The 24,178-nt window shown below is 57.9% G+C and carries 24 protein-coding genes and 1 pseudogene; 14 read left to right on the top strand and 11 right to left on the bottom strand.

Translation table 11 applies throughout. From position 1 onward, the window contains the following. Positions 1-53 precede the first annotated feature (53 nt). Complete coding sequence (locus EY643_RS15220; protein WP_153240031.1) at positions 54-1,325, top strand: cation:proton antiporter; 1,272 nt, start codon at positions 54-56, stop codon at positions 1,323-1,325. Between the two features lie 4 nt (positions 1,326-1,329). On the opposite strand, the gene EY643_RS15215 is transcribed toward EY643_RS15220, so the two are convergent. After that, positions 1,330-2,256: a histone deacetylase family protein gene (locus tag EY643_RS15215; protein ID WP_153240030.1), complete on the bottom strand. Its 927-nt coding sequence runs from the start codon at positions 2,254-2,256 to the stop codon at positions 1,330-1,332. Between the two features lie 131 nt (positions 2,257-2,387). Between EY643_RS15215 and EY643_RS15210 the strand changes: the two genes are divergently transcribed. Next, positions 2,388-5,069 (top strand): bifunctional acetate--CoA ligase family protein/GNAT family N-acetyltransferase, encoded by a 2,682-nt coding sequence (locus EY643_RS15210; RefSeq protein WP_153240029.1) that lies wholly within the window; start codon positions 2,388-2,390, stop codon positions 5,067-5,069. Here EY643_RS15210 and EY643_RS15205 read toward each other — a convergent pair. Further along, entirely contained in the window at positions 5,053-5,442 is a 390-nt protein-coding gene (locus EY643_RS15205; RefSeq protein ID WP_170287422.1) for a YbaN family protein, read from the bottom strand. The two genes, EY643_RS15210 and EY643_RS15205, sit on opposite strands and share 17 nt — an antisense overlap. Before the next feature lie 132 nt (positions 5,443-5,574). On the opposite strand from EY643_RS15205, the gene EY643_RS15200 reads away from it, so the two are divergent. From EY643_RS15200 to EY643_RS19820, 3 genes and pseudogenes are all read left to right on the top strand, one after another. Next, entirely contained in the window at positions 5,575-6,759 is a 1,185-nt protein-coding gene (locus EY643_RS15200) for a patatin-like phospholipase family protein (protein WP_153240027.1), read from the top strand. A 49-nt stretch (positions 6,760-6,808) separates the two neighbouring features. Then, on the top strand, positions 6,809-7,312 hold the full coding sequence (gene xrtH, locus EY643_RS15195; protein ID WP_153240026.1) for an exosortase H: 504 nt from the start codon (positions 6,809-6,811) through the stop codon (positions 7,310-7,312). Beyond that, positions 7,239-7,808 (top strand): annotated as a pseudogene (locus tag EY643_RS19820) (exosortase H-associated membrane protein); the annotation flags it as partial. The gene xrtH and the pseudogene EY643_RS19820, both read left to right, overlap by 74 nt. Here EY643_RS19820 and EY643_RS19910 read toward each other — a convergent pair. Beyond that, entirely contained in the window at positions 7,799-7,909 is a 111-nt protein-coding gene (locus EY643_RS19910) for a hypothetical protein (protein ID WP_170287421.1), read from the bottom strand. The pseudogene EY643_RS19820 and the gene EY643_RS19910 overlap by 10 nt on opposite strands. Positions 7,910-8,103: 194 nt before the next feature. On the opposite strand from EY643_RS19910, the gene EY643_RS15185 reads away from it, so the two are divergent. After that, positions 8,104-10,386 (top strand): TonB-dependent receptor, encoded by a 2,283-nt coding sequence (locus EY643_RS15185; RefSeq protein WP_153240025.1) that lies wholly within the window; start codon positions 8,104-8,106, stop codon positions 10,384-10,386. Between the two features lie 88 nt (positions 10,387-10,474). Here EY643_RS15185 and EY643_RS15180 read toward each other — a convergent pair whose 3' ends face one another. The 3 genes from EY643_RS15180 to EY643_RS15170 all read right to left on the bottom strand — a co-directional run bounded on the left by EY643_RS15180 (position 10,475) and on the right by EY643_RS15170 (position 12,693). After that, complete coding sequence (locus tag EY643_RS15180; RefSeq protein WP_153240024.1) at positions 10,475-11,773, bottom strand: NCS2 family permease; 1,299 nt, start codon at positions 11,771-11,773, stop codon at positions 10,475-10,477. A gap of 72 nt (positions 11,774-11,845) precedes the next feature. Then, positions 11,846-12,064: a DUF1653 domain-containing protein gene (locus EY643_RS15175; RefSeq protein ID WP_153240023.1), complete on the bottom strand. Its 219-nt coding sequence runs from the start codon at positions 12,062-12,064 to the stop codon at positions 11,846-11,848. A 29-nt stretch (positions 12,065-12,093) separates the two neighbouring features. Then, positions 12,094-12,693: a Crp/Fnr family transcriptional regulator gene (locus EY643_RS15170; protein WP_170287420.1), complete on the bottom strand. Its 600-nt coding sequence runs from the start codon at positions 12,691-12,693 to the stop codon at positions 12,094-12,096. 40 nt (positions 12,694-12,733) lie between these two features. Between EY643_RS15170 and EY643_RS15165 the strand changes: the two genes are divergently transcribed. The 6 genes from EY643_RS15165 (at position 12,734) to EY643_RS15140 (ending at position 17,347) form a co-directional block, all read left to right on the top strand. Next, the gene (locus EY643_RS15165) at positions 12,734-13,528 is read left to right on the top strand and encodes a class II aldolase/adducin family protein (RefSeq protein WP_153240021.1); all 795 of its coding nucleotides are present in this window, start codon (positions 12,734-12,736) and stop codon (positions 13,526-13,528) included. Positions 13,529-13,618: 90 nt separating this feature from the next. Further along, positions 13,619-15,289 (top strand): alkaline phosphatase D family protein, encoded by a 1,671-nt coding sequence (locus EY643_RS15160; RefSeq protein WP_153240020.1) that lies wholly within the window; start codon positions 13,619-13,621, stop codon positions 15,287-15,289. A 91-nt stretch (positions 15,290-15,380) separates the two neighbouring features. After that, complete coding sequence (locus tag EY643_RS15155; protein WP_153240019.1) at positions 15,381-15,866, top strand: RNA polymerase sigma factor; 486 nt, start codon at positions 15,381-15,383, stop codon at positions 15,864-15,866. Continuing rightward, positions 15,863-16,300: a hypothetical protein gene (locus tag EY643_RS15150; RefSeq protein WP_153240018.1), complete on the top strand. Its 438-nt coding sequence runs from the start codon at positions 15,863-15,865 to the stop codon at positions 16,298-16,300. Before EY643_RS15155 ends, EY643_RS15150 begins: the two co-directional genes overlap by 4 nt. After that, on the top strand, positions 16,297-16,821 hold the full coding sequence (locus EY643_RS15145) for a DUF4252 domain-containing protein (RefSeq protein ID WP_153240017.1): 525 nt from the start codon (positions 16,297-16,299) through the stop codon (positions 16,819-16,821). Before EY643_RS15150 ends, EY643_RS15145 begins: the two co-directional genes overlap by 4 nt. 4 nt (positions 16,822-16,825) lie before the next feature. Further along, positions 16,826-17,347, top strand: coding sequence for a DUF4252 domain-containing protein (locus tag EY643_RS15140; protein ID WP_170287419.1), 522 nt, complete (start codon positions 16,826-16,828; stop codon positions 17,345-17,347). Here the strand turns inward: EY643_RS15140 and EY643_RS15135 are convergent. After that, positions 17,344-18,072, bottom strand: coding sequence for a gluconate 2-dehydrogenase subunit 3 family protein (locus EY643_RS15135; RefSeq protein WP_153240015.1), 729 nt, complete (start codon positions 18,070-18,072; stop codon positions 17,344-17,346). The genes EY643_RS15140 and EY643_RS15135 overlap by 4 nt on opposite strands. Beyond that, entirely contained in the window at positions 18,069-19,754 is a 1,686-nt protein-coding gene (locus EY643_RS15130; RefSeq protein ID WP_153240014.1) for a GMC family oxidoreductase, read from the bottom strand. The genes EY643_RS15135 and EY643_RS15130 overlap by 4 nt, the downstream gene beginning before the upstream one ends. A 111-nt stretch (positions 19,755-19,865) precedes the next feature. Here EY643_RS15130 and EY643_RS15125 point away from each other — a divergent pair, with 111 nt between their 5' ends. Both EY643_RS15125 and EY643_RS15120 read left to right on the top strand, forming a co-directional pair. After that, positions 19,866-20,729, top strand: a complete 864-nt coding sequence (locus tag EY643_RS15125) for a sugar phosphate isomerase/epimerase family protein (RefSeq protein ID WP_153240013.1) — start codon at positions 19,866-19,868, stop codon at positions 20,727-20,729. Positions 20,730-20,747: 18 nt separating this feature from the next. Further along, entirely contained in the window at positions 20,748-21,572 is an 825-nt protein-coding gene (locus EY643_RS15120) for an SDR family oxidoreductase (protein WP_153240012.1), read from the top strand. Positions 21,573-21,575: 3 nt separating this feature from the next. On the opposite strand, the gene EY643_RS15115 is transcribed toward EY643_RS15120, so the two are convergent. From EY643_RS15115 to EY643_RS15105, 3 genes are read right to left on the bottom strand one after another with little or no spacing between them, the layout of a single operon-like run. Further along, a complete protein-coding gene (locus EY643_RS15115) occupies positions 21,576-21,929 on the bottom strand; it encodes a DUF3127 domain-containing protein (RefSeq protein WP_153240011.1) in 354 nt (117 codons plus the stop codon). Positions 21,930-21,980: 51 nt separating this feature from the next. Beyond that, positions 21,981-22,880, bottom strand: coding sequence for a transporter (locus EY643_RS15110; protein ID WP_153240010.1), 900 nt, complete (start codon positions 22,878-22,880; stop codon positions 21,981-21,983). Positions 22,881-22,914: 34 nt separating this feature from the next. After that, entirely contained in the window at positions 22,915-24,171 is a 1,257-nt protein-coding gene (locus tag EY643_RS15105; RefSeq protein ID WP_153240009.1) for an MFS transporter, read from the bottom strand. Positions 24,172-24,178: the final 7 nt, after the last annotated feature.

Here is a 24,178-nt window from a genome sequence, read left to right as displayed (position 1 = left end):
CCCCCTGATTGGTAGCATGGTGGAATTCAGGGGAGCGAGTGTTGGAGGGAGCATTGCCGAGAGCCAAACGGATCTGTATTTTGCTCGCGCTCGCCTTGCTGGTGCCTTCACTGGCCTGGGCCAATGGCGCCAGCGAATCGTTTACTCGCACCTCGTTACTTCTCATTCTTATGATCACCCTGGCAGACGCCTGTGGTTTTCTGTTCGAACGCTTTGGTCTGCCTGAATTGGTGGGCGAGATCTCAGCCGGGATTATCCTCGGCAATCTCGCGCTGATCGGGCTCGACTTTGATATCGCTACCACCCTCAAAGAAAGTGAATTCATGACCTACGCCTCGGAGTTGGCGGTGGTGTTGCTGTTGTTTCTGGTGGGGCTGGAATCCGATATGCGCGACCTGCTGCGAGTGGGGCGCACCGCTCTCTCCGTGGCGATAGCGGGTGTGGTGCTGCCGCTGGCCCTCGGCCTCGGTGCCGTGGCAGCCCTTGGTCTGGGCAGCGGCTTGCAGGGATGGTTCATCGCCGCGACCCTGGCGGCAACGTCGGTAGGTATCACTGCCAAATTGTTGGAGGCCCAGGGTGTTATTAAACGCCCCTCATCCGAGGTGATTCTGGGGGCGGCCGTCATCGATGATGTTCTTGGGGTTCTTTTGTTGGCGGTATTGGCGAGCGTCGCCGCCAATGGCGATTTCGTCGCCTCGGACCTGCTGATTATTCTGGCCAAGGCCGTGGGCTTCTTTGTCGTCGCACTGTTTATCGGCCAGAAACTGATGCCTGAAATGGTCCATATGGTTTCGCTGACCAAGCACGCCAGTATCTGGACGGGTTTTGCTTTCTGCCTCGCCCTGGCCTTTGGCGAACTGGCGGCGCTGGCCGGCATGGCGCCGTTAATAGGCGCTTTTGTCGCTGGCCTGCTGTTGGACGATGTTAGCTTTCGCGTGGGAGACGACCTGCAAAAACACCGGCTGGAAGAATTGATCCGACCGATAAGCGACATCCTTATCAGTATTTTCTTTGTGAGTATTGGTGTGCAGGTTGAGCTGCTTGCGCTGGCGGACGGGGCAAATTTGCTCTTGGTAGTAACCCTCAGCGCAGTGGCGGTGGTGTCGAAAGGTTTGGCGGGCCAGCTGGCACGCGGTCCGGAATTCGATCGCGCCGGAATTGGTTTCGGTATGATTCCGCGCGGCGAGGTGGGGTTGATCTTCGCCGCCTTCGCCCTTGCTCAGGGAGTATTCTGTTGCGATATTTACACCGTGGTAGTGACCGTTGTGTTGTTCACCACCATTATCGGCCCAGCGATGCTCAAGCCGCGGTTGCAGCGGTTCTAACAGTTCAGCTCTCGCCCAACAGTGCTTTCACATGTGCTTCGACGCAGCGTGCCAGGGCGTGCAGGTCGTAGCCCCCTTCCAGTGAAGATACGATTCTCCCCTGGGCGCTGATATCCGCCTGCTCACAGAGGCGTCGGGTGACCCAGGCAAAATCCTCGTCTATCAGGCGGAAGTCCGCGAGTGGGTCTGCCTGGTGGCCATCGAAGCCCGCCGAGATGAAGATCAGTTGTGGATTGAACTCTGCCAGTCGCGGCAGCCACTGGGAGGTGACCGCCGCGCGAAATTCCTCGCCGCCGCTGCCAGCGGCCAGCGGGGTGTTCACAACATTCGCGGCCTCGCAGTTGTCACCGCTGTGGGGATAAAACGGGTGTTGGAAGCTGGAACAGAACAGGATGCGATCATCTCCTGCAACGATGTCTTCGGTGCCATTGCCGTGGTGGACATCGAAGTCGATGATCGCCACCCGCTCCAGGCCGTGTTGTTCCAGGGCGTGGTATGCACCCACTGCGATATTGTTGAACAGACAAAACCCCATCGGCTTGTCGCGCTCAGCGTGGTGGCCCGGGGGGCGCACGCCGCAGAAGACCTGGCCCACATCGCCGGCCATGACCATGTCGACACCCTGGGTTACAGCACCCGCTGCCAGTAGGGCAGCTTCCAGTGAGTGAGGGTTCATGGTGGTATCGGGGTCTACTGCCACCGTGCCCATTTCGGGTGATTTGCGGAATATCGCATCGACATGTGCCCTGCCGTGCGCGTGCAGCAGTTGTGCACGTTCGGCGGGGCGGGCGTCGTGCTGGCGCAAGATCATATCCAGGCCTGTGGCAATCAGGCGATCGTTGATGGCGGACAGGCGTGCTGGCTGTTCAGGATGGTATTCACCCATGTCGTGTAGCTGGCACTTGTAGTGGCTGATGTAGGCGATACTCATGACGTGCTCCGGCATTTTCTCGATCTTGCACTCTCTCCCCAACGGGGGCAAGAAGCACTGGCGATTTGTGCCTATACTTTGCTTTGAATCATTACTTACGAGGGAGCCACTGGCTCACACTCTCTGGCGCCATGCGTAAACACTACCTCGAAAGCATTTTCAGTCCCGAGTCCGTTGCAGTGATCTGCGATCAGGAGTACAGCCCGATTGGCGAGCAGGTGCTGAACAATCTCGACGCATCCGGGTTCAAGGGCGATATCCATCTGATCGCAGCTGCTGGCAGCAAGCTCGCGCAGCGCACGGCCAGAGCTGCTATTGCCGATGTTGACGGCGCGGTGGAGCTGGTCATCGTCGCCGCGCGAGCCGACCGTCAGGCGGCGATCATGCGCGAGTGTGGCGATGCTCAGGTCAAGGCCGTGGTCATCCTCTCCGGCGGCTTCAGTGAAACCCAGGAAGCGGGGCTGGCACTGCAAAACGAGCTGGTAGAGATTGCACGCAGGCATAATATCGCGGTGGTAGGTCCCCGCTGTCTCGGTATTATTCGGCCGCGCAATAATCTCAATGCATCATCAGCACGCAGCCCCGTCAAAGAGGGCAAGGTCGCTCTGGTGACCCAGTCCGGCGCCTTCTGTTCGGCGATTCTGGATTGGGCTGACGAAGCGGGTTATGGCTTTTCTGCCGTGGCTTCCCTCGGAGCAACCTCCGACGTCAAGTTGGGAGATGTGCTCGATTATCTGGCCCAGGATCCCTCCACCAGCAGCATTCTGCTGTACGTCGAACGCATCACCAATGCGCGCCTCTTTCTCAGTGGCCTGCGCGCCGCAGCGCGATTGAAGCCGGTAGTGGTGATCAAGTCTGGCCGCAACGAGTCCGGCGCACGCGCAGCACTGAATCAGATGCAAACGCCACTGGGCAGCGATGAAGTTTTCGATGCCGCCATTCTGCGGGCTGGCGCAGTGCGCGTCACCATCGTCAACCAGTTAATTGCGGCTGCCACCATTCTTTCTTCCGGTGCCCGTGTGAGCGGCTCGCGCCTCGGGGTGATTACCAATGGTGGCGCACCCGGTGTTATGGCTGCTGACTGGGCGGGCAGTATCGGCGTGCCCCTGGCAGAGTTGGCGCCCGAGACCCTGGACCGACTGAGTGAGATACTCCCCGATTACTGGTCGCACTCTCACCCGGTGGATATTCTCGGCAATGCCGATGCAGAGCGCTATCGCGCGGCCACCGAGGCCCTGCTGGCGGACGCCGGTGTCGACGGCGTTCTGGTGCTGTTGACCCCGCAGGGTTTCACCGACGCCTCCGCCTGTGCCGAGGGCGTGATCGCTGCGAGTGAAAAAGCACACAAGCCGGTGCTCGCTTCGTGGATGGGGGCGGGTTTGGTAGCCGAGGGGCGCGAACGTATGGCGAGCGCGGGCATTCCCCAGTTTGTCTCTCCTGAAGCGGGCGTGGATGCCTTCAATTATCTGGCCCGGTACCGACGGAACCAGAGCGCATTGATGCAGGTGCCCGAGCCTCTTTCCGAGCATCGCGATCCCGACAGCTATGGCGCCAAGGCGATTATCGATCAAGTATTGGCAGAGCGCAGGACCACGCTCAGCATCGCCGAGTCCCGCGCGGTACTGAGTGCTTTTCGCATTCCCGTATTGCCCAGCAGTATTGCCAACAGCGCGGCAGAAGCGCTTGTTGCTGCGGAAAATCTCGGCCTGCCTGTGGCGATGAAGATTGTCTCACCCGACATTGAGCACAAATCGGAAGTGGGTGGTGTGCGCCTGAATGTGAGTGAGTCCCGCTCAGTTCACACAGCCTATGAGGAGTTGATGCGCGACGTTGCGCGCAGAGATGGCGAGGCCCGCTTACAAGGCGTGAGCATCGAGCCGATGGTAGATCGCCCCCACGCACGCGAGTTGTTGATCGGAATCACCTATGACCCGGTGTTCGGCCCGGTAGTTCACCTGGGGCCAGCGGGAACCGCCGCGGAAGCGATTTCCGGCGAGACGCAGGTAGCGCTGCCGCCACTGAATGATTTTCTTGCCCGGGAACTGGTGGATCGCACCGCGGCGTCTCGCTATTTACGTCAGTTCCGCAAGCTGCCGGAAGTCAATATGGCGAAGCTCTCCGAGGTATTGCAGCGCGTATCGGAAATCGCATGTGAGTTGCCCTCGATCGCCGAGTTGGAGATCAATCCCTTGCTGGTCGACGAGGAAGGGGTTGTGGCGGTGGATGCACGCATTACGGTGCGGCAGCAGGACACTGGGGCCAGTCGGTATGGACACATGGCCATTCACCCCTATCCGGCCGATCTTGAAAGCCAACTGCTACTGGCAGATGGCTCGGAGGTCCTGCTGCGGCCGATCCGTCCTGAGGATGGTCACAGTGAGGACAGTTTCGTCGCCAACCTCTCGGCTGAAAGCCGCTACTTCCGTTTCATGCACGGCCTTCATCGCCTGACCCCGTCGATGCTCGCCCGATTTACCCAGATCGACTATGACCGTGAGATGGCGCTGGTGGCTATCGAACAGGACGAGGAAGGCCGGGATACCTTTATCGGCGTTGCGCGCTATGTCACCAACCCGGACGCTAACTCCTGTGAGTTCGCCCTGACCGTGGCGGACGAGTGGCAGTCCCGCGGGGTGGGTCCTCGAATGATGGAGCGATTGATCTACATCGCCCGAAGACGCGGCCTTGAAACTATGATCGGTGAGGTGTTGGCGCAGAACTCGCGCATGCTGAGGATGTGTAAGCGTCTTGGTTTCCGCTCACTGCGCAGCCCGGAAGACCCGGAGATCGTGGTGGTTACTCTGCCTCTTTAGGCCCGCTGCATTCCGGACACGTCCTGATGCTGAGAACGACTGCGCCACCAATCGACAACAGTACCGCCGTGCCAATGCGAAGAGCAGTACTCTCCATGGCGAATGCGATCGACGCCGTGCCTGCCGCCAGCATCGAGATAATGGCCATGGCCTTGGTGCGCTGGGAAATACAACGGCGCTCCTCCCAGTTGCGGATGATCGGGCCGAACAGTTCACTGCTCAGCATGCGCTGATGCCATTTTTCAGAAGACCGGGCGAAGAACCAGGCGGCCAGCAAGATAAAGGGCGTGCTTGGCAAAACCGGTAATGGTATTCCTGCGAGTCCCAGGCCGAGGAACAGGAACCCCAGGGGTTTGTAAAATTGGCGTTTCACGCGTCTCTCGCTCACCATGGGCTGAAGTTGTGAATACTATCAATAATGGGGAGCAAAGATGCGATCAAACTGTTGGCTTTGGAATCGAGCGGGGTCTGGTCATCGGCTACCACTTCCAGTAACAATGGGCGTATGAATTCACCACACCTGCCAGCCAAAGATCGGACCGCCCTTGTTCTTACCGGGGGTGGCGCACGTGCCGCCTATCAGGTGGGTGTGTTGCGTGCAGCGTCGGAGGTGCTGGATAAGCAGGCTCAAAACCCGTTTTCCATAATCACCGGGACGTCTGCTGGCGCGATCAATGCTGTGGCACTGGGCGCCTCCGCCAACAATTTTCGCCTGGCGGTAAAGAAGGTTGAACATATCTGGGCAAACCTGCAGGTAGAGCAGGTGTATCGGGCCGGCTATAAGGATCTGATCGGCAGTGTCTTTCGTCTGCTGGGCTCTCTGTTCCACCGAGGCACAGGCAGGCGCAAGCCGCTGGCGCTGCTGAACACAGAGCCACTGGCTCGTTTACTGGCAGATGCGATTGATTTTGACGATCTGGAAAAGCGGCTGCAGAGTGGTCTGCTCGACGCTATCGGTGTGACCGCCTCCAGTTATGACACGGGCGAATCAGTCACCTTTTATCAGAGCGATCTCGATGGCAGTGTACTCCTGCCCTGGAGACGTTCTCGGCGTCGCGGTGTTCCGACACGTCTTGGCGTGGAGCACCTGCTGGCGTCCTCTGCGATTCCGGCCATCCTGCCAGCCACCCAGGTTGAAGGTGCCTACTATGGAGACGGCGCGCTGAGGCAGGTGTCGCCGATCAGCCCGGCGCTACATCTCGGCGCCCAGCGGGTCATGGTGGTGGGTGTGAGTGGAAACCGTAATCGCCCACCAGTGGAGGGTAGAGAGACTCACTCGCCATCACTGGCAAAAATGGTGGGCCATGTTTTCAACAGTGCATTTATTGACGCGTTGGAGAGCGATATGGAGCATCTGGAGAGGATCAATGAGCTCGTGGGTATCGTGCACAATGAGAATCCCAGCGCCGAGACAGGTGGAGCCCAATTGGTGGATTTCCTCTGTATCAATCCCTCTATCGAAATCGATCAGGTGGTGGCCGATCACCTGCATCGCCTGCCACCGGCGATGCGTACCCTGCTGAATATCACTGGCGCAACGCCCAGGGGTGGGGGCACGAGCCTGGCGAGCTATCTGCTTTTCGAGGGCGCTTTCTGCCGCGATTTGATAGAGACTGGCTATCGCGATGCACTTGAACAGCGCGACATGCTTGAAGCTTTTTTTCATCCCACATCAGAAGTCATTCTCTGACGACAGCTGTGCTAACATCTAGCGGATACTGTATAGCTGTAGGTGTTAAGTGAACCGTTTTATCGTTGTTTTCGGGGTCGTTCTGGTGACCCTGTTTACTGTAGAAATGCTCAATCCAGTGCAAGAGCATGTCATCGTGCCTTTCACCACTGGGCTGGCCAAATTCAGTGCATTTCTGATATCGCCGTTTGATGAGAATGTTATTGCGTACGGCAAGATCCTCCAGTTTCAGGACACCGGGTTTGCCGTATCCATTGAAGCCGGATGCAACGGGGTGGAGGCAACGATTGTCCTTATCGCCGCTGTGCTGGCATTCCCCGGTACCTGGAAACAGCGGGTCGCTGCAATTGTGCTCGGCTTTTTTGCCGTTCAGGTGATGAATGTTGCCCGGATCATCAGCTTGTTCTATCTCGGCGACTGGGACCTCGATATTTTCGGCTGGGTGCACCTTTACCTGTGGCCGGCTCTGATCATGCTGGATGTATTGGTCGTGTTTATTTTCTATCTCCGCTACCTTTCAAATAACGAGGAAGGGGCACATGTCGCTGCCTGAGAATCGCCATCTGCGGCAGTTCCTGCTATTTGTGTTCGCGCTGATTATCCCCTGTTTTGCACTATGGACTGTTGCGGCGGACCTGGTGGCCATGCCGGTGGTGGGGCTGACCAATATGATTCTGGGCGGGTGGTTCCCCAACACGGTGGACTCTATTGTGTTCCAGAATTCCGACGTCTATCTGCTGACGCAGTTCGGAGAGGCTGGCGGTAGGCCGGTGCCGGCTGAGCAGTCGGAGTACCAGTTCGGCTTCCGCATCAACCCGGCTATCCTGTCTTACTCTTTACCTTTTTACGCCACCCTGCACTTTGCGACACAGAAGGACAAATACCTAGGTGGGTTTGTGAGTGGCGTGATGGTTCTCTATCCGTTTATTCTTTTCGGTCTCGTCAGCCTTTGCATGAAAGACCTTATGGTTAACCTCGGCGCGTTATTTATGGAGCAGCCAGGTATATTTATTCCGAATGGCAATGTGATCGGCTTGTTTTACCAACTGAATGTATTGATCGTACCGACGGTAGCGCCCATAGGCGTGTGGGCCTGGCAGAGCCGGGATACCGAGTTGTTCCAAAGCCTTCTGGGGCCTCGCGAGGCCACTGCAGACGAGGCCTGAGTCCCGGGTGACAGGGCCCCCTGCAGGGCGCGCCTGACGGTATTATCCCAACGGGTTGGGTATTTGCTTTTTGGCTAGTAAATGCTAAATTCCGCGCCCTTCGGTACGTACCGCAATTAAACGGGGGCGAAGACTCCTGTAATGCGCACTTTTTACTTCGCCTACAGAGGATTCTCCCATGTTTGAGCCCCGTTTCGGGCTGCGAGCTATTGCAGTTGCAGTCAGCTCCGCCATTCCCTTTACTGCCGTCGCGCAGGATTCACGTCCGGCTTTTGAGGAAGTCCTGGTCACCGCTGAGAAGCGTAGCGAGAGCCTGCAGGATCTTTCACAGGCTGTAACCGCATTATCTGGACAGGACCTGGACGAGCGCCAGATCACGTCATTCGTTGATCTCAGTGCCATTGCCCCAGGGGTTAATGTCGCCAAGAACGAAGGCTTCAAGACGGTTATCACGATTCGCGGTGTGGGTAATGAGGCGAACCAGAACGCGATTGCCAATCCGTCGGTGTCCTATCACCTGGATGGCATTTATGTAGCTTCACCCTATGCTCTGCAGACAGATTTCCTCGACCTTGAGCGGGTCGAGGTACTGCGTGGCCCGCAGGGCACACTGTTTGGACAGAATTCTACCGGCGGTGCTATCAATGTTATTACCCAGGCGCCAACCACAGACGAGCTTTACGGCACTGCCGACCTGACTCTGGGTAACTACAACCTGGTGCAGGCCCGCGGCGCAATCAATATCCCCATGGGTGATACCGTTGCCCTGCGCGCCAGTGTCTCCAGCAATCAACATGACGGGTTCTCCGAAAATATTGTTCTCGACCAGGAACTGGACGATGCCGATAGCATCTCTGGCCGCCTGCGCCTTCTGATAGAACCATCCGCGACCTTCCGTGCCCACCTGACTGCCCAGTACTTCGAAGAGGAAGTGAATGGCGCGGCCCAAAAAGGTCTGCTGGATGAAACGCGCGACCCGCGTAAGCTGGCTCAGGACTCCCCCGCGGAATATGAACTGACCTCTGAGTTGTACAGCGCCGTTCTGGAGTGGGACCTCGAAGCCTTTACCGTGAAGTCGCTCACCAGCTACCAGGACGATGACATCCTGATTCGCCGCGACAACGACCGGAACGATCTGGACAGCCTGCCGCCATTTGCCCTGTTGCCAAGCTACTACGATGCTGAGACTAACGAGCAAACCACGTTTACTCAGGAAATTAACCTGATTTCAGGCGATCCTCTCTTTGGTAAATTGGACTGGGTTGCCGGGGTGTTCTACCTCGATACCGAAGTTGATATCAGTATTCTCGAACGCCTGGACTATGGCTTTGACGGGACATTCGACCCGTTCACTGTGGAAGATGTCTACAACTTCACCGGTGATTTTGGTTTCATCTCTGATTCCACCCCTGAGCGCGATTCCGCCTCCATCTACGGCCAGGGCACCTGGCACTTCAATGACAGCTGGCGCGGTGTATTCGGCTTGCGCTATACCGAGGATGAGGTGAACTCGGAGGTGACTAACTTCTACGGACGTTCAGGCACCGACGCGCTTGAGATTGAATCCGACAAGGTCACCGGCCGCGTGGTGCTCGAGCATGACTTCGGCGATGCGACCATGGGATACGTTTCCTATACCCGCGGCTTCAAGCCCGGGGGCTCCAACCTGACTTACGGCCGCGAGAGTGAGGTCGCACCGATTGTCGTGCTGCCAACCTACGAAGAAGAAGTTGTCGACGCCTACGAAATTGGCCTCAAGACTGATCTGGCGGACGGGCGTGTCCGTCTGAACGGCGCTGCGTTCTTCTACGACTACGAAGGCCTGCAGTATCAGGCTACCGACCCCGAAGTCTTCCAGGGTGGCGTGGGCAATATCCCCGAGTCCGAGATCTACGGTGCTGAACTGGAGTTTGCAGCGTTCCTGACCGACTCTCTGGTGCTGGATGCGCGTATGGCGTGGCTGGATACCGAGATCACTGCTGACCACGACGCGCTGGACAATGTCGCTTCCGACGCTGCCACCAACGCGTTGCTGGGGCAGGGCTTCGACCTGTTCGGACCTGAGATCCAGATGGCTCGTGCCGCTGAGATCACCAACGTCAAAGGTAATGAACTCGCCAAGACACCGGGTTTCACCGGCAACCTTGCTCTCAGCCACGATGCCACCCTCGGTAACTGGGGTGACCTGCGCAGCGTGCTGCAGTACACCTACCGCGGTGATTTCAAGCACCGTATCTTCAACAACGACACCACCGACGTTGTCGATAGCTACGATGTCATAGATCTGATCTTCGGGTTCCATCCGGCGAATGGCGATTGGCGCGTTGAATTGATCGGCAAGAACCTCACCGATGAAGACGGCATCAATGCGCGCTTCACCGATGTATTCGGTGTTGGTGCTACGGGTGACGAGCTTATCGCTCCCCGTCAGTACATGGTGCGCTTCGGCCTGGATTTCTAAATCTGAGCAATCATGGTTCTTTGAGAAAGCGCCCTTCGGGGCGTTTTTTTGTGTCTCGATAAACCCGGGAATCCATTCACCGCACGGTCTAGAAGAACGCGAATTTGGCGACGAAGATACCGGTAAGGAACCACGCCCCGAAACTCACGTCGCCAGCGCGGCCAGCAAACACCTTGATCACGGCGTAGCTGATAAAGCCCACCGCGATACCGTTGGCAATCGAGAACGAGAGCGGAATCATGATGATGGTGAGTAGGGCAGGGGTGAGCTCGGTCGCGTCAGAGTAGTCCAGTTGTTCCATGCCAGACATCATCAGCAGGGCCACATAGACCAGTGCTCCCGCTGTGGCGTAGGCCGGCACCATGCCCGCCAGCGGTGCAAAGAACATTGCCAGCAGAAACAGAATGCCCACCACCACGGCAGTGAGACCGGTGCGGCCACCAGCGGCAACACCTGCAGCACTCTCGACATAGCTGGTGACCGGGGCGCAGCCAAACAGGGCTCCGACTACGCTGGAGGATGAGTCTGCCTGCAAGGCCTTGTTCATGTTTTGGATCTCGCCGTTCTCATTGACGAGGCGAGCACGGGTGGCGACGCCTAGTAACGTGCCTGCTGTGTCGAACAGGTTGACGAACAGGATGGCGATGATGACGCTGACCATGCCCACTTCGAAGGCGCCTGCAATATCCAGTTGCATGAGCGTGGGGGCGATGCTCGGTGGTGCGGACACCAGGCCCTGATACTCCACCAGGCCCGCCACTAGGCCCAGTACAGTGATCAGCAAAACGCCCAGCATGATCGCGCCGGGCACCTGCCTGACTGAGAGGCCGGCGATCAGCAGAAAGCCCAGCGCGCCCAGTAGTGGTTCAGGCTGAGTGAGGTCGCCCAGCGAAATCAGGGTGGCTGGATTGTCGACAATCAGGCCGGCGCTCTTGAGACCGATAAAACCGATGAACAGCCCCACGCCCGCCGCCATCGCAACGCGCAGGTCCTTGGGAATGCTGTTGAGCATCCAGGCTCGCAGCGGAGTGACACTCATGATCACGAACAGGATGCCGGCGATAAAGACAGCGCCGAGAGCGACCTGCCAGCTGTAGCCCATCTCGCCCACCACCGTATAGGTGAAAAAGGCGTTCAGTCCCATGCCGGGAGCAAGCCCGACCGGCCAGTTCGCGTACAGGCCCATAAAAATACAGGCCAGTGCCGCGGCGAGGCAGGTGGCGGCGAAGCTCGCGCCGTGGTCCATACCTGCTGATGCCATCATCTGCGGGTTAACGAAGATGATATAGGCCATGGTGATGAAAGTGGTGAGACCTGCTACCAGCTCAGTGCTGACCCGGGTCTGGTGGTGCTCCAGCTTGAACAGCCGTTCCAGCAGTGCTTGCATGGTGAGAGTACTTCCCTGTCCCTGAAAGATGGCAATAGTGGCACACTCCCCGGTGACGGGAAAGCGGCCGCGTCAGGCGGGGCGTTGGTAGCGAAATCGCGGTTTGGTTTCGCCGTCGCGCTCTACGGTTTCCTGCCACATCGCCAATGGCCGCACCCACAGCGCACGCTCCCCGTACTGGGGCCGATACACCACCAGCTTCTCGCCCGTTTCCGAGTGGGTAGCCAGGCCGATCAGTTCGTATTCGCTGCCTTTGAAGTGTTGATAAATGCCAGGCGTTGGCTCGTTCATGGATTTCCTCTTAACATATGTTAATGCTGCTACCGGCCGGCGTCTCTAAGCTTGCGTTTGATCCTGGAGAGAGACACAGCGTCGATGCCCAGATAGGAAGCGATATGGGCCTGGGTCACGCGGTCGCTGAGGTCGGGTTCGTGAGCCAGCAACCATTGATAGCGCTCCTCGGCATTGCCGGTTAGCAACACCGCCTCGCGGCGTTGGTTGCGGATAAAAGCGGCGGTCAGGAATTCGCGGTACAGTCGGGCCACTTGCAGGTCATTATCTGCAGCAGCCAGTAGGTCGCCCAGGTGGAAGCTAATGGCTTCCACCGGCTCCAGGCACTCGATGGAGAAGGGGGCAGCGCCGCCGGTAATGGCCGCGCTGACGGGCCCGGTGATCTCACCGGCGCGCAGGAACGATTTGTTGCGTTCGCGGCCGTCAGGTGTGGTGTAGAAGAGCCGCACCAGCCCGGCTTCAAGTAAGTAGAGTGTGTCCCCGGTGTCACCGGCGTGCACCAGGAACTCGCCGGCGTCCCGCTTGACGGGCGCCATGCGTTGCAACCATGGCAAGTCCGGCGCAAGGCCTGTAAGGCCCCAGCGCTGAAGCCAGGAGTCGCGATTTTTTGTGAAATCCGCTGCGGTCATGGCGGCAGTATAAACCGAACAAAGGTGAAAGGAGATTGAGATGAACGATGCAGTAGTCAACGACATTGTAATGAACCGTGAAAATGCTGAGGAGATGCTGGCCCAGCCTGAAGATATCGCGGGTATCCGTGCCGATCGCAAAAACAAACTGGCTGCGGCATTGCGCCTGTTTGGCAAGTTCGGGTTCGACGAGGGTGTCGCCGGTCATATAACCGTGCGTGACCCGGAAGATACGTCTCACTTCTGGGTAAACCCCATGGGTAAGTCGTTTAAGCAAATGACTGTCTCGGATTTGCTGCTGGTAAACCACAAGGGTGAAGTAGTGGAGGGAGAGGGCCTGCTCAACGGTGCCGCATTTACCATCCACTCCCAGATTCATATGTCAGACCCCAAGATCATAGCGGCGGCTCACTCCCACTCGGTATACGGCAAGGCCTTTTCTTCCCTGGGCAAGACACTGGATCCGCTGACTCAGGACGCCTGCGCATTCTACGAAGACCATGTGTTGTTTGATGATTTCTCTGGCGTCGTGCTGGATAACAGTGAAGGCCAGCGCATCGCCGCCGCACTCGATGGGCGCAAGGCCGCGATCCTGCAGAATCACGGCCTGCTTACCGTGGGCGAGACGGTTGATGCGGCAGCATGGTGGTACATCACCATGGAACGCAGCTGTCAGGCGCAGCTGCTGGCGGAAGCTGCGGGTACGCCCAAGCCGATTGGCCACGAGGTTGCGCTGAGTTCACGCGAAACCGTAGGCTCTGCGCTCGCAGGTTGGTTCAGTTTTCAGCCACTGTACGACGTGATTACTGCCGAGCAGCCCGAACTACTCGACTAGAAAAAATACGCGGCATTTGACATCGCCGCGTGCAGGTTTACTCTCCATAAGGCCCTCCCAGCGAGGGCCTTTTTTGGTTAGGGGAAATCTATGAGCAAAATTCGTCGTCGCAGTGTATTGAAGGGGATGTCGGCAACTGCAGTGCTGCCAGTGATTGGCTGTGCCAGTGGCCCCGAGGCTCCAGCGGACGCTGGACTGCGCTTCGCTCACGGCGTGGCCAGCGGCGACCCCGATCAGGACAGTGTTGTGCTGTGGACGCGGGTTAGCGGGGCGAGCGGAACCGTGCTCGGGCAGTGGCAGGTCGCTACCGATGCGCATTTTTCTGCCGTGGTTGCCGAGGGTGACTTCAGTACCGATGCCGCTCGCGACTGGACCGTCAAGGTTGTTCCTCAAGGGCTGCCGGCGGGCGGCTCCTTTTATTACCGCTTCAACGTGGGTGATGTTTACTCCATGCCCGGGCGGACACGCACCCTGCCAACAGGCCACGTGGCCAGTCTGGGTATTGCCATCGCCTCCTGTTCGAATATTCCATTCGGCTATTTCAATGCCTACGAAACTATTGCCCTGGACCCCGCTGTCGACCTGGTCCTGCACCTCGGGGATTACATCTACGAATACGGACCCGACGGTTACGGTGGGAAGAGCGGAGTAGCGCTAGGTCGCGAGCATCTGCCGCGTAAGGAAATTGTCAGCCTGGATGATTATCGGCAGCGTCACGGTCAATATAAAGCCGATCCCCAGTCGCAGGCAATGCACAGTAATCATCCGCTGATAGCCATCTGGGATGATCACGAAAGCACTAATAATCCCTGGACCGATGGTGCCGAGAATCATCAGCCAGAAACCGAGGGCGACTGGAACCGGCGCCGGGATGATTCTCTGCAGGCGTATTACGAGTGGATGCCTGTGCGTGAGCCGGGCAAGGGAGGGAGCCGAGCGGACTACTGGCGCCATCTACGCTTTGGCGATCTGGCCAGTCTGATTACGCTGGAAACCCGTCTCACCGGCCGCGATGAGCAGCTGGATTATGAAGACCACCTGGAGCGACTGAAGACCGAAGACGACGTTCACCGCTTCTACCGCGAAGACCTTTGGGACCCCGAGCGCGAAATGATGTCGGCCGAAGGCAAGGCATTCACAGCGGCGGCGCTCGCGGAGTCTGTCGAAGCCGGCCGGCCGTGGCGGATTATCGGCAACCAGGTGTTGATGGCCCGCTGGCTGGCGCCGAAGATTAGCGAGCAGCAGCTTGCCGAGATGGGCGTCGAGCCCGGTACGGGGTTGTACGACTACGCCACGCGATTCCGCCCTCTGGGTGAGGCTGGCCTGCCGCTGAATCTTGATGCCTGGGACGGTTATCCCCATGCGCGTGAGGCATTTTATGGCATGGCCAGTGCAACGGGTGCCACGGACTTGCTGGTGCTCACCGGCGACACCCATGCATCCTGGCAGAACCAGCTGTTCGATGCTCGCGGCAAGGCCATGGGGCTGGAATTGGGTACCACCGGAATTACGTCCCCGGGGCCTTTCTCTGACCTCGGGCAGGAAGAGGCACAGGCCATGAATCAGCTGCTCGCGGATGCCAGCCCCGAGGTGTTGTGGACCGAAGGCCAGAGCAATGGCTATGTGCGCCTCGTCCTGAACCACAGTGAGGCTACTGTCGATTATGTCGGTGTAAGCAATATTAAATCTCGTGAGTACAAGCCGTTCAGTCTTCGCCAGACGCGCATCCGTAAATCCGGCGACACCTTGATTTACACCTGATTCTTGCCATTCATCGCCGGATTCGGGCAGCTCATCGCAAAGCCCGCCGGCGGTGTAACTTTTCCAGCCCCCATCCGTATAGTCCGTGAACATGGACAAATACTTTCGCCAATGGACTACCGCATACCAGACACAGGTCTGGTCTCTGGCTCGCTTTCTGCTCAAGGATAGCGCCGAGGCAGAGGATGTTGTGCAGGAGGCTTTCATTCGCCTCTGGCAGCACCGCGAAACCCTGTCTGAAGCCCGGGTAAAGCCCTGGCTGTTGCGGGTGACCCGGAACATGTGTCTGGATCGCCTGCGGCGCGAGCGGCCGGAGGCGGATACGGCTCCGGATGATCTGGCGGGGGGCGAAGAGCCGCTGGAACAGATGGAACGCAGCAGGGAAGGCCGGAAGCTGCATGCGGCCGTGCTCGGGCTTGATGAACCCTATCGTTCACTGGTGATCATGCGCGACGTGCAGCAGCACAGCTACGAAGATGTGGCAGCGACGCTGGATTTGAGCTTGCCGCAGGTGAAGACCTATCTGCACCGGGCACGAAAAACATTACGGGACCAACTGATGGAGTTGCGACCATGACCGAAAAGATTGAACCAAACACCGGGGACTGGGAACAGGAACTCCAGCAGGCGCTGGCAGATCTTCCCACAGAACCCATGCCGGCGAGCTTGCAGCGCAGGCTGCAGCGTATACCTGCGGAGCAGCTGGCGCTGGAACGGGAACCCTGGTGGCGACGGGCTTGGCTCCGGCCAGCGCTGGCGTGTGCAGTGATCGCTGTCCCGCTGGCTCTCGGCCTTGCTGTGCAGCAACGTCAGATTCAGGCGCAGGAACGCCAGCTGGCGCAGGCCCAGCAGGATCTCAATGTGGCACTGGGGTACTTGCAGCAGGCGAATGAGCGCGTCGCCAGCCAGGTAGTTACAAGCCTTGGATCGGGCGTTGCCCGGCCGGTAACAGACACAACAATCCAGGTGATCGAGAAACCCCTGGAAACGACACGGGAGTACGAACTATGAAAATTTTGCTGGCGGTAGTGATGAGTTGCTTGTTGAGTGTGGCGGCTGTCGCCCAGGACTATGAAAATATGCCGGGCTATGTCGATTTCGGCACCATGGATGAGATCTATGGTGAGCCCCGGGTGATGATCAATATTGGTGGCCCGCTGATGCAGCTCCTCTCTGCCGCCGCGGCGGCATCGGACGACCCTGAGGCTGCGGCCATTATGGAGGGTCTTGAAGGTATCAGGGTCAATGTCTACAACACCGGCGGCAACCTCGATCCGGCACTGGAGCGAATGAACGAAGCGAAAAGCACGCTGCAGGCAGCTGACTGGCAACCGATTGTGCAGGTGCAGGAGGCGGACGAGCAAGTGCAGATGTTCACTCGCGTCAACGGAGACAAGATGGAGGGTATGGCGATCATGGTGGTGAACGCGGAAGAGGCGGTGTTCCTGAATATCCTGGGCAACATTGACCCGGCTCACGTCAGCAAGGTTATGAAGCAGGTCAATGTCGACGTTGATGTTGATACGGAGTGATCAGATGAACACGCTGAAAATAGGATTGTTACTGCTGATGGCTGCGCTCACCGGTTGTGGTGTAACCGCGCCACATCGCAATGCGGGCTTTGCGGACCTCGACGGCCTGTCCATGTGGGATGTAGACGCTACTGTCAGCCTGTCGATTGGCCCAACGCTGCTGCACCTGGCGTCTCATTCAATTGAGGATGATCCGCAGGCCAGGGCGCTGATGCGCCAGCTCGACGGAGTGCGGGTGAAAGCGTACGAGATTGAAGATGACCCCCTCGCTGTCGCCGAAGACCTCGGTGAAATCAATGCGCGTCTTAACGCCGACGGCTGGCAGCAAGTCATACTGGTGCGGGAAGAGGGCGAAACCACCTATGTCCTGATGAAGATGGTCGATGACAAGATTGCCGGCCTCACGGTTCTCACCGCTGACAAGAGCGAGGTTGTGTTCGTGAACGTGATGGGCGAACTGCAACCGGAAATGTTGGCTGACACCATGGCGGCACTGGATGTCCCGGCGCCACCCGTCGATGTCTAGCCGTACGCATGCTCACTGAGACCGAGTTCAGCCAGTGCCTTTTCCAGGTGCTGCATCGCCTCCGGTGTCGGGCCCGGGTAGTCGCCTGCAATGGGGACATTACCCACATAGCCCATGTCTTTTACGCCCTCCGGTGAGCTGAAGTAAGCGATGGATGCCAGGGTCCGCAGGCCGTCAAAGACCCTGGAAATATAAGCGTACTGCAGTTTGCTCTCGGCCTCCTCATAGGCAATATCGTCAAAAATCGCGAGTTGCTGTTGCATGCTTGCCTCGGTAAAGGGGCGGTCGTAGCGCCGCTGGGATTCCTCGTCGAACCAGACCAATGCGGAGAGAATTTCTGGCCGGGTCTCTTGTTGCTCGGGGTAGGGGGCACTGATCCATTCATCGACCAGCTCGACCACACCTGCTTCGGATGCCGATGGGTATTCATTCTCGCGTGGTATCAGCAGATCCAGCACGGTCGTTGTGATCCTGCGCTGGGCTGGCGTCATGGTCAGTGGCCATGGCGCGGGGGCGGGCGCGATCAGCGCCGGGTCTGTGCCGTAGCCAGGTGCAACAATAGGATCCAGTTGTAGGTCAGGCCAGCGCCCGGCGAGTTTTGCCGCCTCAATGACGGTGGCTTCGCAGCCTGTAATCAGTGGCGTGGTGATCGTGGCAGTGACCGCCGCCAGCCACTTCAACGATTGGCGCCGGGTAAGGCCCGCTTGCTGCTCTATGTTACTCATGCGATTGCCCCCTTGTTGAGTTGTTCTGCAAGCCAACTGGCGTTGCGCATGGCGAGCGTCATGATGGTGAGAGTGCAGTTTTTATGTGGGTTAGAGGCGAACACGCCGCCGTCCATGACGAACAGGTTGTCGCAGTCCCAGGTCTGGCCCCACTGATTGGTAACGGATTCCTTGGCAGAGGCACCCATACGTGTCGTGCCGACCTCGTGGATAATTTCACCGCCTCGTTTTATCGCCGTCTCGGGTTCGGGTAGCTTATCGTCCACCTTCGCACCCAATAGCTTGAAAATGTCGCGTGCTGTAGCGAGGCCATGGCGGACTTGTTTTAGTTCATGCTCAGACCACTGCCAGTGAAATTTCGCGACGGGTATCCCCCACTTGTCGGTCACCTTGTCGTCAATCTCCATGTAGCAGTGTTGGTTTGGCACCATTTCACCGCGCAGCGACAAGCCTATCTGGGCGCCGTAGTCGAATCTGGCCTGCTGTTTCATTTTGTGGCCGTAGCCCTGAAGTTTGTCCGGGTAATAGCCACCGGGCGGTTTGAACCCGCTGCTGATTTCAAAGTGATAGCCGCGTGGAAAATCCAGTTCACCTTTTGCCTGGGCCGCGTGACCCCACCAGGGGATAAACAGGTGGTTGGCTGTGTGCCCGTCTTCATTGTAAATAGGGCGCCCTTTCAAAGCTGGGACCACCGTTCCCACGTCGGCGCCAGTTGAGTCCATCAGGTTGCGCCCCACCTGGCCGGAAGAATTGGCCAGGCCGTTGGGGTGCTGCTCACTTTTGGAGTTGAGCAGGATGCGGGCGGATTCGCATGCGCTGGCGGCCAGCACAACCACGGGGGCAGAGACAGTCACTGGCTTTACGCTCTTGCGATCGATATAGGTAACCGCCTTGACCCGGCCGTTTGCGTCCACATCCACGGATTTCACCATGGCGTCCGTTTGCACGGTCAAGTTGCCCGTGGCTTTCGCCATGGGGATGAGAGACGTTGTTGTCTGAAACGCAGCGCCGATAGAACATCCCCGACCGCATTCGGTGGCATAGAAACAAGCGGCGCGATCGTCCTTGGGGCGAGTGAGAATTGCCCGGTGCATGGGCGCAGCTGTAATGCCGAGCTTGCTGGCGGCGGCTGCAATCAGCAGTTCCGGCACCCGTGGCTTTGGGGGTGGTTGCAAGATTCCCGGGGATGAGTCCGGCATGTCTTCCAGGCCGGTATTTGTGCCACATACGCCTACCAGATCCTCAGTGCGGTCGTACCAGGGGGCTAGCTCTTCGTAGTCAAAAGGCCAGTCAGCGCCAAGGCCGTCGCGGCTCTTGCCCTTGAAGTCGTGGTGTGAAAAACGTAGCGAGTAGCGTCCCCAGTGATTTGTGCGCCCGCCGAGCATGCGTGCTCGCCACCACATGAAGTCGCTGCCTTCTGCTTTGCTGTAAGGTTCTCCCGGTACTTGCCAGCCACCATCGACGGTGGCGTCATAGAATCCGAAAGGTTTGTCCGGCGTGGGCGCTCCGCGCAGGGGCGCCTCGGCGGGTGTGTTGAACATCGGCGTTTCGGTGACCGGGTCGTAGTCGCGCCCGGCCTCCAGAATGAGCACCTTCTTGCCAGCCTTTGTCAGGGTGTGCGCTGCCATCGCGCCGCCCGCGCCGGAGCCCACCACGACGACATCGTAAGCTTGATCAAGCATGAAATTCTCTTTACTGTTTATTGTAGGGTTCAGTATATAAATCTTTGCCCCTTACAGGGGTCCTCAAGGTCATAAAAATATTACAGCGGCCAGAGTCGATGGAGAATAAGAATGATCAGAACGGCAGGCGTGATAGCCCTGTTTTTAGCTATGTTGTGGCAGCTTCCTGTCCAGGCGGAGTCTGAAATGAAACCGAAAGTGGGTGTCCAGCTCTACTCTGTGCGCGATGCGCTCCAGGCCGATTTCGAGGGTACCCTGCGTGCGCTTGCCGAGATGGGGTTCGACGGGGTCGAGTTTTATGGGGGTGTCTACGGCCCCTATGTCGATGAACCTGTAAAGCTCAAGGCCTTTCTCGAGAGTCTGGGCCTTGAGTCAGCAGGCTCCCATGTCGCCAGCGACGACTTGAGTGAAGCGAACCTGGCTGAACTTCTGCGCTTTCACCAGGCATTGGGCAGTCCAGCGCTGGTTGTCGGCATGGACAAGCGCGCGTGGAGCAAAAAAAATGTCTATGAATTCTCGCGGGAGCTGAACAGAGCCGCCAAGGGCAGTCGTGGAACGGGTATACGCGTGGGCTATCACAACCACGATAAGGAATTTCGTTCGTTTAAAAACAGCACCTTTTGGGACGTGCTGGCTGAAAATACGCTGAATGAAGTGGTGTTGCAGCTGGACGTAGGCTGGGCTACCCATGCGGACATTGATGCTGCGGCCTATGTGCGCAAGTATCCCGGGCGCACATTCAGTACCCACTACAAGGTGCACAAGCCCTTGTTTAGTTTGAACAACCGGCCGTTCATAGGCGAGGGCGAGACGGATTGGAATGCCTTGCTGGATGCCAATTTTGAAGTGGGCGGTACCCAGTGGCTGCTGGTTGAGCAGGAGGCGTATCCCGACGACATGACGCCACTCCAGGCTGTGGAGGAATCCTTGAAGGGGCTTCAGAAGCTGCTGGCAGATCGGGAAAAATCAGAATAATAATCAGAGGAACACGATATGCAGGGCAAGAGAGTACTTATCACTGGCGGGAATAGCGGCATCGGTCTGGTAGCGGCGAGGGAGCTGGCTTCGCGCGGAGCGGAAGTTGTTCTGGCCTGCCGAGACAGCGAGAAAACGCTCGCAGCACTGGAGGTGATCGGCGCTGGAGCTGAAATTGCGCCGGTCAATCTCCCTGTCGATCTCGCGAGTTTTACTAGTGTGCGACAGTTGGCAGAGAACTTTCTGGGCAAATACGACCGCCTTGATGTGCTGATCAATAATGCCGGTACTATGCCGTCAAAACAGGTGATCACCGAAGACGGGTTCGAGATGCAGATGGCGGTTAATCATTTGAGCCATTTTCTGCTCACGCATTTGCTGCTGGATTGCCTCAAGGCGAGTGCTCCGGCGCGAGTGGTGAATGTTTCGTCGATGCTGCACAAGAAGAGCGAAATGGATTTGGCGACATTTACTGGCTTCGACAAGTACAAAATGCAAGCCGCGTATAATCAGTCCAAGCTCGCCAATATGATGTTTACGGTGGAGCTGGCTGAGCGGCTGGCGGGCTCCGGCGTGACCGTCAATGCGCTGCATCCAGGTGCTGTGGCCACGGACATTGTCCGCAGTTTCCCATGGGTTGTGCAGAAGATTGTTGGGCTTCTGTTTATCTCACCTGAAAAAGGCGCACTGACCACGATCAAGCTGGCTGGCGATCCCGAGATGGAAAACGTTAGCGGTAAATACTATGACCAGTGCAAGTTGGCGGGCTATTCTCCCGTCGCCGATGACAACATTCAGCGAGTGGCCTTTTGGGAAGCGTCGGAACGCGCTGTTGGTTTGTAGTTCTCAGAACGGGATGTCGTCGTCGAACGAGGCTTCCTGTGGTGGTGGGGGTGGCTCGGAATAGCCTGCCTCGGGAGCGGGTGAAGCGGCGTCCCCACCTGTTATTTTCCAGCCCTGCAGATTGTTGAAATAACGGCCGTTGTACTCGCGACCGCGAATATCGAAGGCAACGGTCACTTCCTGGCCAGGTTGCAGGTTCTCCAGCAGAGCGACTTTGTCCTGCACGAACTCCAGATTGATCTCCTGCGGATACCGGCCATCATCGACGATGACAACCATCTCTTGTTTGCGGAAGCCGCTGTCGAAGGTTTTCAGTTCCTGGATGAGTTTAATTTTGCCGCTTAGTTCGTAAGACACCGTGATTGATCCATTTAAAATTTGATGCACACATCATAGCGTGTTTGCAGTTCAGAATCTGTACTGCCAGGCGAAGCCATAGGTGTCGAAGTCGTTGCCAATGCGGGTGATGACACCGGAGTTGGCGTATAACTTGATACTGTGATGCGGCGTGAGTGGTTGGGAGTAGGTTATTCCGAAGCGGGAATTGTCCTGCCTGTCATCCTGTGTGTCACCGTTAAGGGTGGTCTTGCCCCCCCAGAAATAATTCAGGTTAACTGATACCCAGCGGCCCTTGCCAAGACCGCGCACAATGTGGGCCTGTGCAGAATAGAGCGGGTCCTGCTCACGCTTGTTGCCGTCAAAAAAATCGGTATTGGTCTCATAGAATCTCACCGACGCCGATGTGTCGAAGTGCCACTTACCCAGTCGATAAGACATTCCGAGCCCGGGACGCACCATCCAGCGGTTAGCGCCGGCGTTGATCAGCTGGTCCGAGTCGTAAGAGCCGGTGGGAGCCGAGATTTGCAGGCTGGCCCCGAGCACGAGCCCGGGTTGCCACTGACGAAACTCCTTGAGTTTCAGTGCCGGCGCGCCGTAGAAATTCCAGCCCAGGCGCAGCTTGCTGTCGGTGTATTCACAGCGTCGGCCCTCGGTCGGTACGCCCTGGAATATAGCCGAGCCCTCGTAGCAGCTTCGTCCGATCACGGCATCGACTTTGGCAGAGGAACCGGCGATCTCGAAAGTATGCGCAGCGCCGAGGATGCCCGTATCGAGACTCAGCTCCGCGTCCTGTAGCGGTGAGCCGGGAACAGGTGAAAGGTCGCCTTCTGAGTAGATATACCCTGCGACAATGAAGGTCTCGCCCACTGGTAGGTTGGTATAGGTCCTCGGTTCCAACTCCTGGGCGACAGCGGGTGCGCTCGCCAGAGAACTGATTAACAGCGCTTTTAGCGCATTTTTAAGCTGCATGAAAACTCTGCCACATTGGTTGTAAGCGCATATCCTACGGCACTTTCTTGATAAATAGCAGGGTACTAAAACAACCCAGGCAGGCAAAGGCCAGCAGCCCCGTGAACACCAGTTGGTGCCCTTGCACGGCGGAATGATTGTCCAGTAGCCACCCCATGGCGGGGGCAAAAAATATGTCAGGCGTGAAGCCAACCACCGAAATGATGCCTACTGCTGTACCGGTGACACCCAGCGGGATTCGTGACTCAGCTACCAAAGCGAAATAGACCGCGTGCAGAGCGTAAACGGCTGCGCTGGTTACAACCACATTGGATATCAGTATCCAGTACATTCCCGGCGAGGGAGTGAGAATGGCAAACAGCCCATAGCCCGCTATCAGCAGCAGGAAAGAGCCTAAAACCAGCCGCGACGGCCGGATGCGATCCGCGAGAAAACCGGCGGCGATCGCGCTGATAGGGCGCAGCCAGCCGCTGAGAGCGGCGACGCGGGCGCCTTCTACCTCCGACAGCTGGTAACCCTTTACGGCATACAGCACATAGTTATCGATGCCCTTGTAGGCGACATACGCACTGACCACAATCACGAGTTGAGGCCAAACCTGGGGAGCGGCGATGACGGTCTTGAGCCGCAGGATGGCGCTGCTCTCTGAGGCGGCGCGGGTGGTGATTGTGGCCGTGCCGTGAATCGGAATGAACAGGGCGACGAGCAACGCAGCAAACAAGGTGGCTGCTGTGTACAGGTAGATGATCCACTGCAATGCAGCGCGCTGCTGCGACGCCTCCAGGTTGTCGAGATTTGCGGGTAGGAAGAAGCTGAGAATCCACACGGCGATCGACACCAGTACCGCTGCAAAGGCGCCCCTACCAGCTTCCAGCAGGCCGAAAGCGCGACCTTGCTGGGACAGCCCGCCCCACTCTCGAGTCGCCTTGATCAATGCGCTCCAGAACAACAAGATCGTGGAGCATCCCCAGAATGCGTAGAGTATGCGCAGCCCTTCAATACCCGGTAGCTGGGCAAAATAGAGCCCCCCTGCGGCAGTGGCAAGAAGGCTGGTCAGCAGTAGGTATTTGGCCTCGAAACGGTCCGCCAGCGGACCACCCAGAAAATAGCAGGCCATGGCGATAACGCCATAGGTGCCCTGGGCCTGACCGATCTCCAGATTGGTTATTCCGAAGACGTCGAGTACGGTGGGCCTGAAAAAGCGTACAACATGGAATGGCAGTGAGAAGACCGCTTCTCCCGCGATAATCAGTGCGACCAGAGCCATCCAGTGGCGGTTGGCAAAACTCATCGCCCTG

This window comes from Halioglobus maricola (assembly GCF_009388985.1).
GTDB lineage: Bacteria > Pseudomonadota > Gammaproteobacteria > Pseudomonadales > Halieaceae > Halioglobus > Halioglobus maricola.
Note: the sequence above shows the minus strand (reverse complement) of the source record. Positions and strands in the feature narration are given on the sequence as shown.